8 protein-coding genes are annotated in these 14,965 nt (G+C 73.7%); 3 read left to right on the top strand and 5 right to left on the bottom strand.

Annotated elements, in window-relative coordinates; translation table 11 throughout:
- Positions 1-54: 54 nt before the first annotated feature.
- The 5 genes from ACIBBD_RS16555 to ACIBBD_RS16535 form a co-directional block, all read right to left on the bottom strand.
- On the bottom strand, positions 55-2,319 hold the full coding sequence (locus ACIBBD_RS16555) for a CDP-glycerol glycerophosphotransferase family protein (RefSeq protein ID WP_399420086.1): 2,265 nt from the start codon (positions 2,317-2,319) through the stop codon (positions 55-57).
- 210 nt (positions 2,320-2,529) lie between these two features.
- On the bottom strand, positions 2,530-3,411 hold the full coding sequence (locus tag ACIBBD_RS16550; protein ID WP_399420085.1) for a carbohydrate ABC transporter permease: 882 nt from the start codon (positions 3,409-3,411) through the stop codon (positions 2,530-2,532).
- The gene (locus tag ACIBBD_RS16545; RefSeq protein ID WP_399420134.1) at positions 3,408-4,691 is read right to left on the bottom strand and encodes a carbohydrate ABC transporter permease; all 1,284 of its coding nucleotides are present in this window, start codon (positions 4,689-4,691) and stop codon (positions 3,408-3,410) included. The genes ACIBBD_RS16550 and ACIBBD_RS16545 overlap by 4 nt, the downstream gene beginning before the upstream one ends.
- A 70-nt stretch (positions 4,692-4,761) precedes the next feature.
- Complete coding sequence (locus ACIBBD_RS16540; RefSeq protein ID WP_399420084.1) at positions 4,762-6,138, bottom strand: ABC transporter substrate-binding protein; 1,377 nt, start codon at positions 6,136-6,138, stop codon at positions 4,762-4,764.
- A 204-nt stretch (positions 6,139-6,342) separates the two neighbouring features.
- On the bottom strand, positions 6,343-9,819 hold the full coding sequence (locus ACIBBD_RS16535; protein ID WP_399420082.1) for an FHA domain-containing protein: 3,477 nt from the start codon (positions 9,817-9,819) through the stop codon (positions 6,343-6,345).
- A 392-nt stretch (positions 9,820-10,211) separates the two neighbouring features.
- Here ACIBBD_RS16535 and ACIBBD_RS16530 point away from each other — a divergent pair, with 392 nt between their 5' ends.
- The 3 genes from ACIBBD_RS16530 (at position 10,212) to prfB (ending at position 14,762) form a co-directional block, all read left to right on the top strand.
- Entirely contained in the window at positions 10,212-11,915 is a 1,704-nt protein-coding gene (locus ACIBBD_RS16530) for a serine/threonine-protein kinase (RefSeq protein ID WP_399420081.1), read from the top strand.
- A 148-nt stretch (positions 11,916-12,063) separates the two neighbouring features.
- Positions 12,064-13,311 (top strand): serine/threonine-protein kinase, encoded by a 1,248-nt coding sequence (locus ACIBBD_RS16525; protein ID WP_399420080.1) that lies wholly within the window; start codon positions 12,064-12,066, stop codon positions 13,309-13,311.
- Between the two features lie 344 nt (positions 13,312-13,655).
- Positions 13,656-14,762, top strand: coding sequence for a peptide chain release factor 2 (gene prfB / locus ACIBBD_RS16520; RefSeq protein WP_399420079.1), 1,107 nt, complete (start codon positions 13,656-13,658; stop codon positions 14,760-14,762).
- Positions 14,763-14,965 lie beyond the last annotated feature (203 nt).

The raw sequence follows: 14,965 nt of genomic DNA, 5'->3' as shown, positions 1-14,965 counted from the left end.
CTCTGTGGAGGGTCCTGAGGGTCCGGCTCAGGCAGCCGTGCGGGCCGGCGGCCCTCAGCGGTGTTCGCTGACGGTGCGGGGACCGGACGGTTGCGGCACGGTGGTGAGCGGGGAACGGGGGAACGCCGACGCCACCGACGGCACGGGCCGGCGCTCGGCGAGCGGCACGACCGGCGGCTGCCCCGGCTCGCCCAGCACCACGTGCCGGACGACGCGCTCGGCGGCGCGTCCGTCGTCGTACGGGCAGAACCGCTCGCGGAACGCGGCGCGCAGCTGGGCGGAGCGGGAGCCGCGCCAGTGGCCGGTGGCGAAGATGTCGATCAGTTCGTCCTCGCTGCGGGCGACCGCGCCCGGCGGGAAGGACCGCAGGTCGAAGTAGGTGCCGCGGGTCGCCTGGTAGGCCGCCCAGTCGTCGTCGGGGGAGTGGACGACGATCGGGCGGTCCAGGTTGGCGTAGTCGAACATGATCGAGGAGTAGTCGGTGACCAGGGCGTCCGAGGCCAGGCAGAGGGACTCGACACTCGGGTGGCCGGTGACGTCGAGGACGCGGCCGACGCGGGGCAGGGCGTCGGGCTGCCAGTAGTGGGCGCGCGCCAGGATCACGAAACGCGGGCCCAGACGGTGCACGATCCGCTCCAGGTCGAGGGCGGGGCGCTGGGTGCGGCGCCAGTCGCGGTGGGTCGGCGCGTACAGGATCGCCACCGTGTCGCGGGGGATGCCGAGGGTTTCGCGCAGGCGCGCCACGTCCGCGGCCGTCGCCTGCTGGAAGACGTCGTTGCGGGGGTAGCCGTACTCCAGCGTGGTGTAGCCGCCGGGGTAGACGCGCTCCCAGGTCAGGGTGGTGTGGCGGTTGGCGGACAGGACGTAGTCCCATGTGTCGACGGCCCGCAGCAGTCCCTCGAAGTCCATGTCACGGGCGGCCGCCGGACGCTCCTGGAGGTCGAGGCCCATGTGCTTGAGGGGTGTGCCGTGCTGGGTCTGGACGAAGACCTGGCCGCGCCGTTTGACCAGACGGCGGTCGAAGTTGACGTTGTTCACGAGGTACTTGGAGCGGGCCAGCGCCGTCCAGTAGGCGGCGGTGCCGGGACGCAGGGGGCGCGGGCCCGGCGGGATCGTGTCCTGGTGCTCGGGGCGGGCGATCCACGCCGTGCGCACCTGCGGGGCGATGCTGCGGAACGCGGCCTCCAGCGCACCCGGGTTGCAGCCGTGGCCGCGGCCCCAGTAGGCGGAGAAGACGGCCCGGTCGGCGCGCAGCGGCAGGCGCAGCTGGATCCGGTAGTGGGCCTGGAGGAGCCCGGCGCGCAGGGCCCGGGTGAGCTTCGCGGTGAGCCTGAGCGTGCGGCGGCGCAGGGCCGCGGCCGCCTGGAGGGTCCGGTAGGTGCGGTGCAGGCCGAGGTGGACGAGGGTGTGGCGCAGCCGGGAGCGCAGCGGGACGGGCGCGCCGGGGGCGCGGTACCGGCGGTAGTGGACGCGGGCCCTGCGCAGGAACTCGGCACGTGATCCGCGGGGCAGCCGGCCCGGCCGGGTGAACACGGTCGTCAGGTGGTCGACCATGCGCCGGAACAGCACCGGCCGCCAGCGGGCGAGTTCGGGCCGCCCGTCGATGAACGCGAAGACCCGGTCGTACTGGTCGAATACGTCGAAGTGCCGGCGGCTGGTGGTGGAGAGGATGCTGCCCCGGCGGCGCTGCCGGTAGTGCACGCAGACCCGGTCCAGGGTCGCGATCGACTCGGCGGTCATCAGCGCCGGGTAGGTCCAGGGGGTGTCCTCGTAGAAGCCGGGCGGGAAGGTCAGGCCGGCACGGGCCACGAACTCCCGCCGGTACGCCTTGTTCCACGCCACCATCAGCACCCTGAGCAGGCCCGGCCGGTCCTCCAGACGGAAGGGCGCCGGGCCCTCCTCGGTGAGCTGGGCGGCGAACTTGTTGCGCACCGCCTCACCCGTCCAGAAGGTGGTCGCGTAGTCGTAGACCAGGACGTCCGGCTCGCCGGTCTCCTTCAGCCGGTCGGCGATCGCCTGCAGCGCGTCCGGGGTGAAGGTGTCGTCGGAGTCCAGGAACAGCAGGTAGTCACCGGTCGCCTGCGCCAGGCCGGCGTTGCGTGCCCGGCCCAGACCGGTGTTCTCCGGCAGGTGCAGGGCGCGCACCCGCGGGTCGCGTGCCGCGAACTCGTCGATGATCTCGCCGCAGGCGTCCGGCGAACGGTCGTCGACGGCGATCACCTCGAGATCGGCGTACGACTGGGACAGCACCGATTCGAGGCACTCGTGCAGGTACGCCTGAACCTGGTACACGGGGATGATGACACTGAACCTGGGCAAGGGGCATCCATGGGTCGGCGCGGGCGGTAGGCCCCGCCGTCGCGTCCCGCCCGCCCCGCCCTCGGGCGGACGACGGGGAACGAGAAGCAAGGGCCTGGCCCGGGAACGGCCGATGGAGTGACTTGGTTACGTTCCCCTACGGCATCCGGGGGACACGGGGTGAACGGCGGGGAGCGGACCGGTGACGGCCCACCCCCCTTGCCGCGGCGACTACTTGACCGCGCCGGCCATCACACCGGACACGAACTGCCGCTGGAACGCGAAGAACACGGCCAGCGGGATCACCATGGAGATGAACGCGCCGGGTGCCAGCACGTCGATGTTGTTGCCGAACTGGCGTACCTGGGTCTGCAGGGCGACCGTGATCGGCTGGCTGTCGGCGTCGGTGAACACCAGCGCGACCAGCATGTCGTTCCACACCCACAGGAACTGGAAGATGCCCAGGCTGGCGATGGCCGGGCCACCCAGCGGCATCACGACCCGGACGAACAGGCGCAGCTCACCGGCGCCGTCGAGGCGGGCCGCCTCCAGCAGTTCCCGGGGGATCTCCGCGAAGAAGTTCCGCAGCAGGAACACCGCGAAGGGCAGACCGAAGCCCACGTGGAACAGGATCACGCCCAGGACGGACCCGAACAGGCCGAGTTCGCCGAAGAGTTCGGCGATCGGGATCAGCGCCACCTGCACGGGCACCACCAACAGGCCGACCACGCCCAGGAACCACCAGTCCCGGCCCGGGAACTCCATCCACGCGAACGCGTATCCCGCGAGTGAGCCGATGACCACGACCAGGACCGTCGCCGGGACCGTGATCAGCACGGTGTTCACGATCGAGTGGGTGATGTCGCTGTTCTCCAGCAGCTTCTCGTAGCTGTCCACGGTGAGCTGGGACGGCTGGGTGAACACCTCCCACCAGCCGCTCGCGCCGATGTCCTCCGGCGAGCGCAGCGAGGAGATCAGCAGACCGATGGTCGGCACCAGCCAGAACAGCCCGACGAGGATCAGCAGCACGCGGACCAGACCGCCGCCCAGCTTCTCGACGAGCCTCGCGCCCAGCGACTGCTTCGCCCGCACGGTCCCCCCGGGGGTCGTCATCGCCGCACCTCCCGCCTGAGCCTACGGATGTTGAACCACATCACCGGGATCACCAGCAGCAGCAGGAACACCGCGATCGCGCTGGCGATGCCGGGCTGGTCCTCGGAGAAGCCCTTGCGGTACAGCTCCAGGGCGAGCACGTTGGCGTCGTCCTGGGAGGAGCCGGGGGCGATGATGAAGACCAGGTCGAACACCTTCAGCACGTTGATCATCAGGGTGACGACGACGACCGCGAGGACCGGCGCCAGCAGCGGCACGGTGACCCTGCGGAACACCTGCCACTCGTTCGCCCCGTCGACCCGCGCCGCCTCCATCAGCTCCCGCGGCACGCTCGCCAGCCCCGCCGCGATCAGCACCATCGCGAAGCCCGCCCACATCCAGATGTACGACCCGATGATCGCCGGGGTGACCAGCGACGGGCCGAGCCAGTCCAGGCCGTTGTAGGGCTCCGCGAAGTTGCTCGCGGGCAGCCGGAGCCGGGCGCCGTCCGCCGCTTCCGGCAGGCTGAACGTGCCGTCGTCGGCGGCCTTCGCCGAGGCGACGACCCGGCCGTCCTTGACCGCCTCGATCCGCATCCCCGCGTAACCCAGCTCGGACGGGTCCGGGGCGCCGAGTGTCCCGACGCCCTTGCCGCGGGTGAAGTCCTGCCAGGTGGTGCCGGTGACCCTGCCCGGCTCGGGCCGGGCAGGGACGGCCTTCTGCGCGCCGTCCGGCATCCGGTCGGGGGCGACCCCGACCAGCGGGAGGGCGACCGGATCGCCCGCGCGGACGGGCTCCCTGGTGATGAAGGCGCCGCCCTTCTCCGGCTCCAGCGGCGACTCCCGGCCCGGGTGGGCCTTCGGGAACGCCGACGACTGCGCGAACGTGTCGTGCACACCGACCCACACCGCGTTCGCGACGCCCTTGTCCGGGTCCTGGTCGTAGACCAGCCGGAAGATGATGCCGGCGGCGAGCATCGAGATCGCCATCGGCATGAAGACGACCAGCTTGAACGCCGTGCCCCAGCTCACCCGCTCGGTGAGCACCGCGAAGATCAGGCCGAGCGCGGTCGCGACCGTCGGCGCGAACACCACCCAGAGGACGTTGTTCTTCAGTGCCGTACGGATGCCCTCGTCGGTGAAGAGGGCCCGGTAGTTGTCGATGCCGGCGAAGCCGTCGCCGGACTGGTCGTAGAAACTGCGGACGACCGAGTACCCGATCGGGTAGACCACGAGCGCGCCCAGCAGCACCAGGGCGGGCAGCAGGAACAGCGCTGCCACCGTCCTGCGGGTGCCGGTCACGCTCTTGCGCGAGCGAGGAGGGGCGGGGGCTTCGGGAGCCCCCACCGCCGCAGCCGATTTCACGTCCCGCTCAGTTCCCGTAGGCCGCCGCCGCGTCCGACTCCAGTTTCCGCTGGATGCCGGCCACGTCCGTCGGGTTCTTCAGGAAGTCCTGCAGGTCCTTCCACATGCCCTTGCCGGGGGTGCCGCCGAAGGCCTGCGGGGCCTGGTCCGACATGTCGAAGCGGAAGTCGTCACCCGCCCCGACCAGCGCCTCGGCGATCGTGCGCTGCACCTCGTTCGGGTACGCCGCCGGGTCGGCGTTCTTGTTCGGTGAGAGGTAGCCGCCCAGCTTCGCCTGGATCTCCGCCGCGTCCGGCGAGGCCAGGAAGGTCGCCAGGGCCTGCGCGCCCGGGGAGTCCTCCAGGATCACCGCCGCGTCACCGCCGGAGACCACGGGCGCGGTGTCGCCGACCTTCGGGAACGGGAACACCTTCGCGTCCGTGCCCACCTTCGCCTCGGTCTGCGCGATGTTCACCTGCACGAAGTCGCCCTCGTAGACCATCGCGGCCTTGGGCTGGTCGCCGCCGGTGAAGGTCTGCGTGACGGCGTTGGGGAACTGCGTCTGGAGGGCACCGTCGGCGCCTCCCGCCACGTAGTCCTTCTTGCCCCAGATCTGGGCGAGCGTGGTCAGGGCCTCCTTCACGGAGGGGTCCGTCCACTTGATCTCGTGCTTGGCCAGCTGGTCGTACTTCTCCGGGCCCGCCTGGGAGAGGTAGACGTTCTCGAACCAGTCGGTGAGCGGCCAGCCGTCCGCGCCCGGGATCGAGAACGGGGTCACGCCGGAGTCGTAGACCGTCTGCGCGGTCGCGAGCAGCTCGTCCCACGTCGTGGGCTCACTCGCGCCCGCGTTCTCGAAGACCTTGGCGTTGTACCAGACCAGCGACTTGTTGGCGGCCTTGTAGTAGACCGCGTACTGGGTGCCGTCGACCGTGCCGAGGTCCTGCCAGCCCTGCGCGTAGTTCTTCGCCAGCTCCGCCTTCGCCTCGGCGCCCAGCGGCTTGGCCCACTTCTTGTCCACGGCCTGCTGGATGGCGCCCGGCTGCGGCAGCATCGCCACGTCCGGCGGCTGACCGCCCGCGATCTTCGACCCGAGGAAGTTGATGATCGGGTCCTGCGCGGGGACGAAGGTGACCTTGGCGCCGGTGCGCTTCTCGAACTCCGCCAGCACCTTCTTGAAGTTGGCCTGCTCAGGGCCCGTCCACACGGCGGCCACCTCGAGCGTGGTGCCGTTCAGCTTGGGGAGGGTGAGCGTGCTGCCCGAGTCCTGGGTCGGGCTGCTGTCGCCTCCGCTGCTCTTGTCGTCGTCGCCGCACGCGGTCAGCGAGAGCGCGAGGGCTCCCGCGAGCAGCGCGGCGGCTGCCTTCACGGTCCTGCGTGTCCGGATGGTGTGGCTCCTGCTGCGCATCACTGCCCCGTTCTTCGTTCCTCGTCGAACGTCGAGCGCTGTCCCGTGAGCACTGGTCTACGCCCGGTGATCGGGGTCGGCAAGAGCGCGTGGTGTGTCAAGCGGGAGATCGTGACCGCGTCGTGACTGCGCGGTGCACGTGCCGTCGGCGGGGCGGCCGTGAGCCGAACGGGGGACGCCCCCGCAACACCGTACGGGAGGCCCCTACAGCAGCGACGGCACCTCCACCGCCGACACCTCCCGTGCCGCCCGCTCCAGTGCGCTCGCCAGGAGGGCCAGGTCGGTCGGGCCGTTGCCCAGTTCGCGGACGGGCCTGCGGGCCGGGGGGTCGCCCATGCGCTGCCACTCCAGGGGGACCACCGTGGGGCGCAGGGTCGCCGTGCGGGGGATACGGCCCGTCACCCGGCCGCCCTGGAAGGGGGTGAGACGGCCGTCCGCGCTCTTCAGACGGCCGCGTCCGGGGGCCGGCTCGTCGGCGCCCGAGCCGGGGGCGTCGAGGGTGATCCGCAGGGTGGCCTGCCGGGCCGGCTCCGACTCGGCCGTACGACCGCCCGGCCCGGCCGCCGCCACCAGGTGCACGCCGAGCCGCTCGCCGTCGCGGGCCACCGCCTCCAGCGCGCGCATGACGGAGCCCGCGGCGGGCCGGCCGGGGGAGCCGAGGGCGGGCGAGACCAGGGCGTCCAGGTCGTCGACGACGACCACCAGGCGGGGCAGCGGCGGCGCCGCCTCCGTCCGCTGGCGGGCCGCCGCTTTGGGCCGCAGACGCAGCGTCGAGCTGGGCGGGCTGTCGAGGTCGGCGGCGCCCGCTCCCGGGCCGCCCGGCTGCCGCTGCGGGACGATGCGGCCCGAGACCGCGCGATGCGTGTGCCACTCGGTGAAGTCGGACCGCCCGAGCAGCTCGGCCCGCCGCTTCAGCTCGGCGCTCAGCGACTGCGCGAACTCCCGCATCCGCACCGGGTCGTTGGCGGTGAGATGCGTCGTGACGTGCGGTACGTCCGTACAGACGCGCAGGCCGTCGCTGTGTCCGCCGCCGCCCTTGCCCACGGTGTCCCGGCCGTCGATCAGGACGATGCCCAGCCGGTCGGGGCGCTCGGCGGCGGCCAGCGAGGCGACGACCGCCCGCAGCAGCTCCGTACGGCCGCTGCCGGCCGGGCCCTCGATCAGCAGGTGGGGGCCCTCGGCGGCCAGGTCCGCGGTGACCGGGCCGCGCGGTCCGGCGCCGAGCACCGCCCAGGCCCGGCCGCCCAGCGCCTCGGTGTCGTCGGCCGCGTCGGCCCAGCGGGCCATCAGGGAGGCCGGGGTGGCGCGGGCGAGACCCAGTTCGTCGAGGAGCCGCGCCGACTGCGGGAGCGGCGCCGACAGGCGCGCGGGGCGCTCGCCGCCGGCCGCGCCGTCCGGGCGCAGGGGGGCGAGCGCCCGGGCGAAACGCTCCGCCCAGGCCGGGGACACCGCGTCCACCGCACCGACCGTGCCGTGGCCCACCGGGCCGGGGCGCTCCTGCTCCGACCCGGCCGGCGCGACCCGCAGCAGCCGCAGCGCGGTCGCCACGTCCCCGCTGAGCAGGGTGACCGCCCCGCACGCGCGGAACGTGGGCGCCGCCGCGCAGGCCGCCTCGTAGGTGTCCGTCACCGGCGAGGCGGGGGAGGCGGCGGCCGTCTCGGCCAGGCACACGACGTGAATGCCGGCCCGGGGGCCCGCCGTCGCCAGCCGGGCCATCGCCTCGCGCAGGTCGGCGCCGCCGGGGTCGCCGTCCACGACGACGACCGTGTACGGGCCGGGGAAGCCGCCGGCGGTGTCCTCCGCCAGCGCCCACGAGGGGCGGCGGCCGGTGCCTCGGGGCGCCGGGATGGGTGCCGCGTCCCGGGTGTCGGCGAGGTGGTCCTCCAGACGGCGCAGGAGCTCGTCGGCGCGGGCCGTGGCCTGGTCCCGGTCGTAGGCGAGGAGGAGACGGCAGTCCTGGCCGTGCCCGGGACGCACGTGCGGGAGCCAGCCCAGCCAGGACCACTCCGCGGTGCGCTCCTCCTCGGACCGCGCGCGGTCCGTGCTGATCAGGACGATCTCCAGGAGGTCCGGTGAGTGCAGCGCGGCGAGCTGGGCCAGCACCGCGCGCGCCAGCCCGGCCAGACGGGGGCGCGGCCCGGCCACGCCCAGCGCACCGACCTCCCGCAGGCCCGCCGTCACCGGTACGGCGGGCAGCGTCCCCGAGCCGTCGGGCGCCGCCCGGTCCGCCGTGCCCAGCCGGACCGCGAGCGCCTCCGGGTGACCCGGACCGCGCTCCCAGAGGCGGGGGCCCGGGCCCAGCGCGGCCAGCAGCAGCGCGGCCGGGTCCGGCCAGGTGTCCGGCACCGGCGAGGCGCCGTACGCGGGTTCCGCCTCGGCGCCGGCCCGTACCCCGTACTCCTCGTCGTGGGTCTGCGGCTCGGCCGTGCCCTGCTCGCCGCCGCGTCCGCCGGTCAGGCGCCGCGCCCACGCGGAGAGACCACCGCGCCTGCGCGGGCCCGGGGGGACGTCGGTGCCGCGCAGGGGCGTGCCTGTGCGGTGGGAGGCGGTGGTGCTCCCGTCGTCGTGCGGCGGCGGGGTGGGCAGGGGCTCCGCCGGGGGTGAGGGGACGTGCGGTCCGCGGGCCTCGTGGGCCGCCGTGAACGAGCCGAGGCCCGAGCGGCCGCCGTGGGTGTCCCCGAAGCCGTCGCCCGTGGACGGGGGCCGCCGGTCCGCGCGGCTCTCGATGCGCGGGGCGCCGCCCTGGCCCGGCACCACGGGCCCGGGTCCCGCGCGGTGGGCGCGCTCGCCGCGGGTGGGGGCGGAGCCGCCCCAGTCGACCGAGCCGCGGGCGTGGCCGGTGGGCCCGGAAGGGGCGCCGGCGACGCCGGTCGCGCGCGCCTGCCCGGCGGTCACCGGACCCGGCACGCCCGCCGTGTCCGCGACGGCGCCGCGCGTCCCCCGCGCGGGTGTCGCGTCGGGTGTCGTGTCCGGGGCAGGCACCGGGGTGTCGTCGGGGTCAGCGCCCCCGCACGGCACCCGGACGTGTCCCTCCCCGTCCGGTGTGGCCGCCACGCGTGCCCCGGGCCCGCCGGGCGGAGCCAGCCGCAGGGCGGACTCGCCGACCCTGAGCAGGGCGCCGGGGGCGAAGCGCAGGGGGCGGGTGTGGACGCGGGTGCCGTCCAGGGTGGTGCCGTTGGTGGAGCCGAGGTCGACGACGGTGACGCGGCCGTCGGCCCCGAGGGTCACCGCGCAGTGCAGGCGGGAGACGTCCGGGTCGTCGAGCGGGACGTCGGCGTCGGCGGAGCGGCCCACGCGGATCTGACCGCCGTGCAGCAGGTGCACCCCGCCCGCGTCCGGGCCGGCCACCACGTCCAGCCGGGCCGGGGCGTCGTCGACCTCGGGATGCGGCTCGGGGTCGGCCGGAACGCCCAGGGACAGCACGGCGCCGTCGATCAGCGGCGGCTCACCGAGGGTGCAGCGCCCGGCGTCGAGCCGCTCCGCGCCCGCGTACAGCACGGGCTGGGCTCCCCCGGACGGAGCAGCGCCGCCCTCTCCGGAGACCGCCGCGGCCAGGGCGGACGCCACCGCGGCCAGGGCCGTGCCGGCGGGCGCCGTGACCAGCACGTCGCAGCTCGCGGCACGGCCCCGCGCCCCGGCGGGCGGGCCCTGCGGATCTACGACGGTCAGCCGGATCTGCATCGCCGTCAGCGGTCCCTTCTGCCCGGGCGCGGACTTGCCCCACCCCGCACGAGCACGTCGGCCAGTACTGCACGCATCCTCGCACCTGTCACTGACAATGCGCCCGCCACCCGGAGAAGAGTGATCTTGATTGGTCGGCTCTGCCCGCAAAAGTGCCTGACCGATGACCCGGCGGTGACCGCTCGGGAGCCGCTTGAGATCGGTCACGTCCGCCTCCGGCAACCAACGGACCGAGGCGAGCGTCTTTCCTTCGAACACGGACGGGAAGGGGCGCGTAACCGTGGGCAGGGCCCACAGGAGGACGACAGCCCGGTGTCGGGGGCACGGCACTACAGTGGGTCGGAAACAAGTGGGTCGGAATACCGGCAAGCGATCAGCAGGGAGCGCGTGACGTGCGGCCAGTCGGCAGCAAGTACCTGCTCGAGGAGCCGCTCGGACGCGGCGCCACGGGCACCGTCTGGCGAGCCCGCCAGCGCGAGACCGCGGGCGCCGAGGCGGCCGTGCCCGGTCAGCCCGGGGAGACCGTCGCGATCAAGGTCCTCAAGGAGGAGCTCGCGAGCGACCCCGATGTCGTGATGCGCTTCCTGCGGGAGCGTTCCGTCCTGCTGCGCCTGACGCACCCGAACATCGTCCGGGTCCGCGACCTGGTCGTCGAGGGCGACCTGCTGGCGCTGGTCATGGACCTCGTCGAAGGGCCCGACCTGCACCGCTACCTGCGCGAGAACGGCCCCTTCTCACCCGTCGGCGCCGCGCTGCTGACCGCGCAGATCGCCGACGCGCTGGCCGCCAGCCACGCCGACGGCGTCGTCCACCGCGACCTGAAGCCGGCCAACGTCCTGCTGATGCAGAACGGCGGCGAGATGCACCCGCTGCTCACCGACTTCGGCATCGCCCGGCTCGCCGACTCCCCCGGTCTGACCCGCACCAGCGAGTTCGTCGGCACGCCCGCGTACGTGGCCCCGGAGTCCGCCGAGGGCCGCCCGCAGACCTCCGCCGTCGACATCTACGGCGCCGGCATCCTGCTGTACGAGCTGGTCACCGGCCGCCCGCCGTTCAGCGGCGGCTCCGCCCTGGAAGTCCTCCACCAGCACCTCAGCGCCGAGCCGCGCCGCCCGTCCACGGTCCCCGACCCGCTGTGGACGGTCATCGAGCGCTGCCTGCGCAAGAACCCCGACGAGCGCCCCAGCGCCGAGAACCTCGCGCGCGGGCTGCGCGTCGTCGCCGAGGGCGTCGGGGTGCACGCGAACTCGATGCAGATCGCCGCCGCCGAGGGCGTGGGTCATCTGCTCGCCCCCGACCCCGCGCCCGCGACCGTGCCGGGCGCCCCGGCCGGCGCCTACGACCCGAACGCCGCGACCAGCGTCCTGCCGCACACCTCCGCCCCCGGCACCAACCCGCCGGGCGCCGCCGACCCCACCGCGGTCCTGCCCCACACCGGCGGCCCGGCGGGCGCGGCCGACCCGACGGCCGTCCTGCCGCCGGTGCCGCCGCACCAGCCCGGCCAGCAGGGTCAGCACGGGCAGCAGCCCGAGCAGCCGCACCCCTGGCAGACGCAGCTGCGCGCCGCCCGCGACCGCAACGAGCAGACCCAGATCCAGTACCTCGACCCGAACGAGGACCCGCTGCGCCGCCGCCCCCAGCGGCAGGTCGCCCGCCCGCAGCAGCCCCAGCAGCAGCCGCAGCAGCAGCGCCCGCAGCAGCGACCCCAGCAGCAGGGCTACGGCCGGCAGCAGCCGTACGCGCCGCCGCAGCAGCCCCAGCAGCAGCCCCAGCAGCGGCCGCAGCGGCACGCCCCGCAGCCGCAGCAGCGGCCCGCGCCGGAACCCCGGCAGCCGCGGGAGCCGAGGGAGCCGCGCCCGTCGCGCCAGCGCAGCGCCAACCCGATGAAGATCCCCGGGCTGGGCTGCCTCAAGGGCTGCCTGTTCACGATCGTCATCCTGGTCGTCGCCGGGTGGCTGGTCTGGGAGCTGAGTCCGCTCCAGGAGTGGATCGGCACCGGCAAGGGCTACTGGCAGCAGCTCGGCGACTGGATCGAGAAGGCCACCGGCTGGATCGGCGGCCTGGCCGACTCCGTCGGCGGTTCGAGCGGCGCCTGAACCCCGCCTGAACCCCGCCCCGGCCGACCGCGACGGGCCGTGAGTCTGGGGATTTGTCGACAACCGGCGGGTGATTTCCGTCTCCGCGGTGAAGGTTGGCTCGTCGGACGCGTACTTTTGTCGGCAACACGCGTCTGTAGGAGCAGTCTTGGCACGGAAGATCGGCAGCCGGTACACCGCCCACCAGATCCTGGGCCGGGGCAGCGCCGGCACGGTGTGGCTGGGCGAGGGGCCGGACGGACCCGTCGCCGTCAAGCTGCTGCGCGAGGACCTGGCCTCCGACGAGGAGCTCGTCGGCCGCTTCGTGCAGGAGCGCACCGCCCTGCTCGGCCTGGAGCACCCGAACGTGGTCTCCGTACGGGACCTGGTGGTCGACGGCAACGACCTGGCGCTGGTCATGGACCTGGTCCGCGGCACGGACCTGCGCACCCGTCTGGAGCGCGACCGGCGCCTCGCGCCCGAGGCCGCCGTGGCGATCGTCGCGGACGTCGCCGAGGGACTCGCCGCCGCGCACGCGGCCGGAGTCGTGCACCGGGACGTGAAGCCGGAGAACGTGCTGCTGGACATGCAGGGCCCGCTGGGACCCGGCGGTTCGCACCGCGCCCTGCTGACCGACTTCGGGATCGCCAAGCTGATCGACACCCCGAAGCGGACCCGCGCCACGAAGATCATCGGCACCCCGGACTACCTCGCCCCCGAGATCGTGGAGGGCCTCCCGCCGCGCGCCTCGGTGGACATCTACGCGCTCGCGACCGTCCTGTACGAGCTGCTGGCGGGCTTCACGCCGTTCGGCGGCGGGCACCCGGGCGCGGTCCTGCGCCGGCACGTCACGGAGAGCGTCGCCCCCCTCCCCGGCATCCCGGACGAGCTGTGGCAGCTGATCGTGCAGTGCCTGGCGAAGGCGCCGGCCTCCCGGCTGCGGGCCTCCGAGCTGGCGGCCCGGCTGCGGGAGCAGCTGCCGACGCTGGCGGGGATGCCGCCGCTGGACGTGGACGAACCGGACACCGAGGCGGCGGAGGAGGGCGAGCCGGAGGAGACGAGGCCCGCCGCCGCGTCCCCCGCGCCCCCGGGTCGGGAGCGGCGGGGCTCGGTCCCGCTCGTGCCGGGCGCGCAACCGGACTCCAACCGGGACACGCACACGTCGATGCGGGTGCCCGCCCCGGACGAGCTGGCGGGCGGGGCCCACGGCACGGCGCGCGTCCCGCGCGCGGCGGGGGCACCCCGGCCCGGCTCCGCCCGCAACCGCGCGGCCACGCGGCGCCGCCGGATCACGCTCGGCACGGCGGCGGTGGTCCTGCTGGCCGCGGTGGGGGTCGGCACCTGGGCGGCGACCTCGGGCGACGACGCGGGGGCGAGCCCCCGGGACACGGAGAGCTCGGCACCGGCGACGCCCTGACCTGGAGCTTCGCCCTGCCGCCCCTCCCGCCCCTGCCGCGCCTGCCCGGTATCGCCTCCCCCGTGAGGTGCCGGTCCGGATGAGGTGCCGGCCCCGGACGCCGGCGTCGGCCCCGAACGAGCCCCGGCCTCGAACACCGGACGGGCTGTCTCGTCCGGCCGCGCGGAAAGGCACCGGACGGGCCGAGTGGCGGGGCCCTCGTGGCCGAGCGGGCCGGGCGGCGGGGTGGGGACAGGCCGGGGTCCGGGGGCGGAGTCCCCGGTCAGGGCCCGTACCCGCGCCGGGGAGCGGGCGAGCCGCGGTCACCGGCGTCCCCCGCCCGGCGGAGCCGTTACGCTGGGAGCGTGGCAGTCGTCGATGTATCCGAAGAGCTCAAGTCCCTCTCCTCGACCATGGAGTCGATCGAGGCCGTTCTGGACCTCGACAAGCTGAGGGCAGACATCGCCGTGCTCGAGGAGCAGGCGGCCGCGCCGTCCCTGTGGGACAACCCGGACGAGGCGCAGAAGATCACCAGCAAGCTGTCCCACCTCCAGGCCGAGGTCAGGAAGGCCGACGCGCTGCGCGGCCGGATCGACGATCTTGCCGTGCTGTTCGAGATGGCCGAGGAGGAGGACGACCCGGACACCCGTGCCGAGGCCGAGGCCGAGCTCGCCGCCGTCCGCAAGGCGCTGGACGAGATGGAGGTCCGGACGCTGCTCAGCGGTGAGTACGACGCCCGGGAGGCGCTCGTGAACATCCGCGCCGAGGCCGGTGGCGTCGACGCCGCCGACTTCGCCGAGAAGCTCCAGCGCATGTACCTGCGCTGGGCCGAGCAGCGCGGCTACAAGACCGAGATCTACGAGACGTCGTACGCCGAAGAGGCCGGCATCAAGTCGACCACCTTCGCCGTGCAGGTGCCGTACGCCTACGGCACCCTCTCCGTCGAGCAGGGCACCCACCGGCTGGTCCGCATCTCGCCCTTCGACAACCAGGGTCGCCGCCAGACCTCCTTCGCGGGCGTCGAGGTCCTCCCCGTCGTCGAGCAGTCCGACCACGTCGACATCGACGAGAGCGAGCTGCGCATCGACGTCTACAGGTCCTCCGGGCCGGGTGGTCAGGGCGTGAACACGACCGACTCCGCCGTGCGCATCACGCACCTGCCCACCGGCATCGTCGTCTCCTGCCAGAACGAGCGGTCGCAGATCCAGAACAAGGCGACGGCGATGAACGTGCTGCAGGCGAAGCTGCTCGAGCGGCGCCGGCAGGAGGAGCAGGCCAAGATGGACGCCCTCAAGGGCGACGGCGGCAACTCCTGGGGCAACCAGATGCGTTCGTACGTCCTGCACCCGTACCAGATGGTCAAGGACCTGCGCACCGAGTTCGAGGTCGGCAACCCCGAGGCCGTTTTCAACGGGGAGATCGACGGTTTCCTGGAAGCCGGCATTCGCTGGCGCAAGCAGCAAGAGAAGTAGGTTTGTCGACAAGGTAACTGCCCTCGGACTGGGGGCAGTTACCTTTTGTCTTTCCTGCTGTGGCCGTGATGTCTGGGTTTTACATCACACTCACAGCTTCAACTTCCGGCAAAGTATGGCGACTTGGACATTGCGTACGCAATGACCTTGACGTTGCTTTGAAAAATAGGAAGGGTGAAGTGTGGCATGCGTATCTCTGGGAC

The sequence above is a fragment of the Streptomyces sp. NPDC051315 genome (assembly GCF_044455165.1).
GTDB lineage: Bacteria > Actinomycetota > Actinomycetes > Streptomycetales > Streptomycetaceae > Streptomyces.
This window is presented reverse-complemented; position numbering and strand designations above follow the sequence as displayed.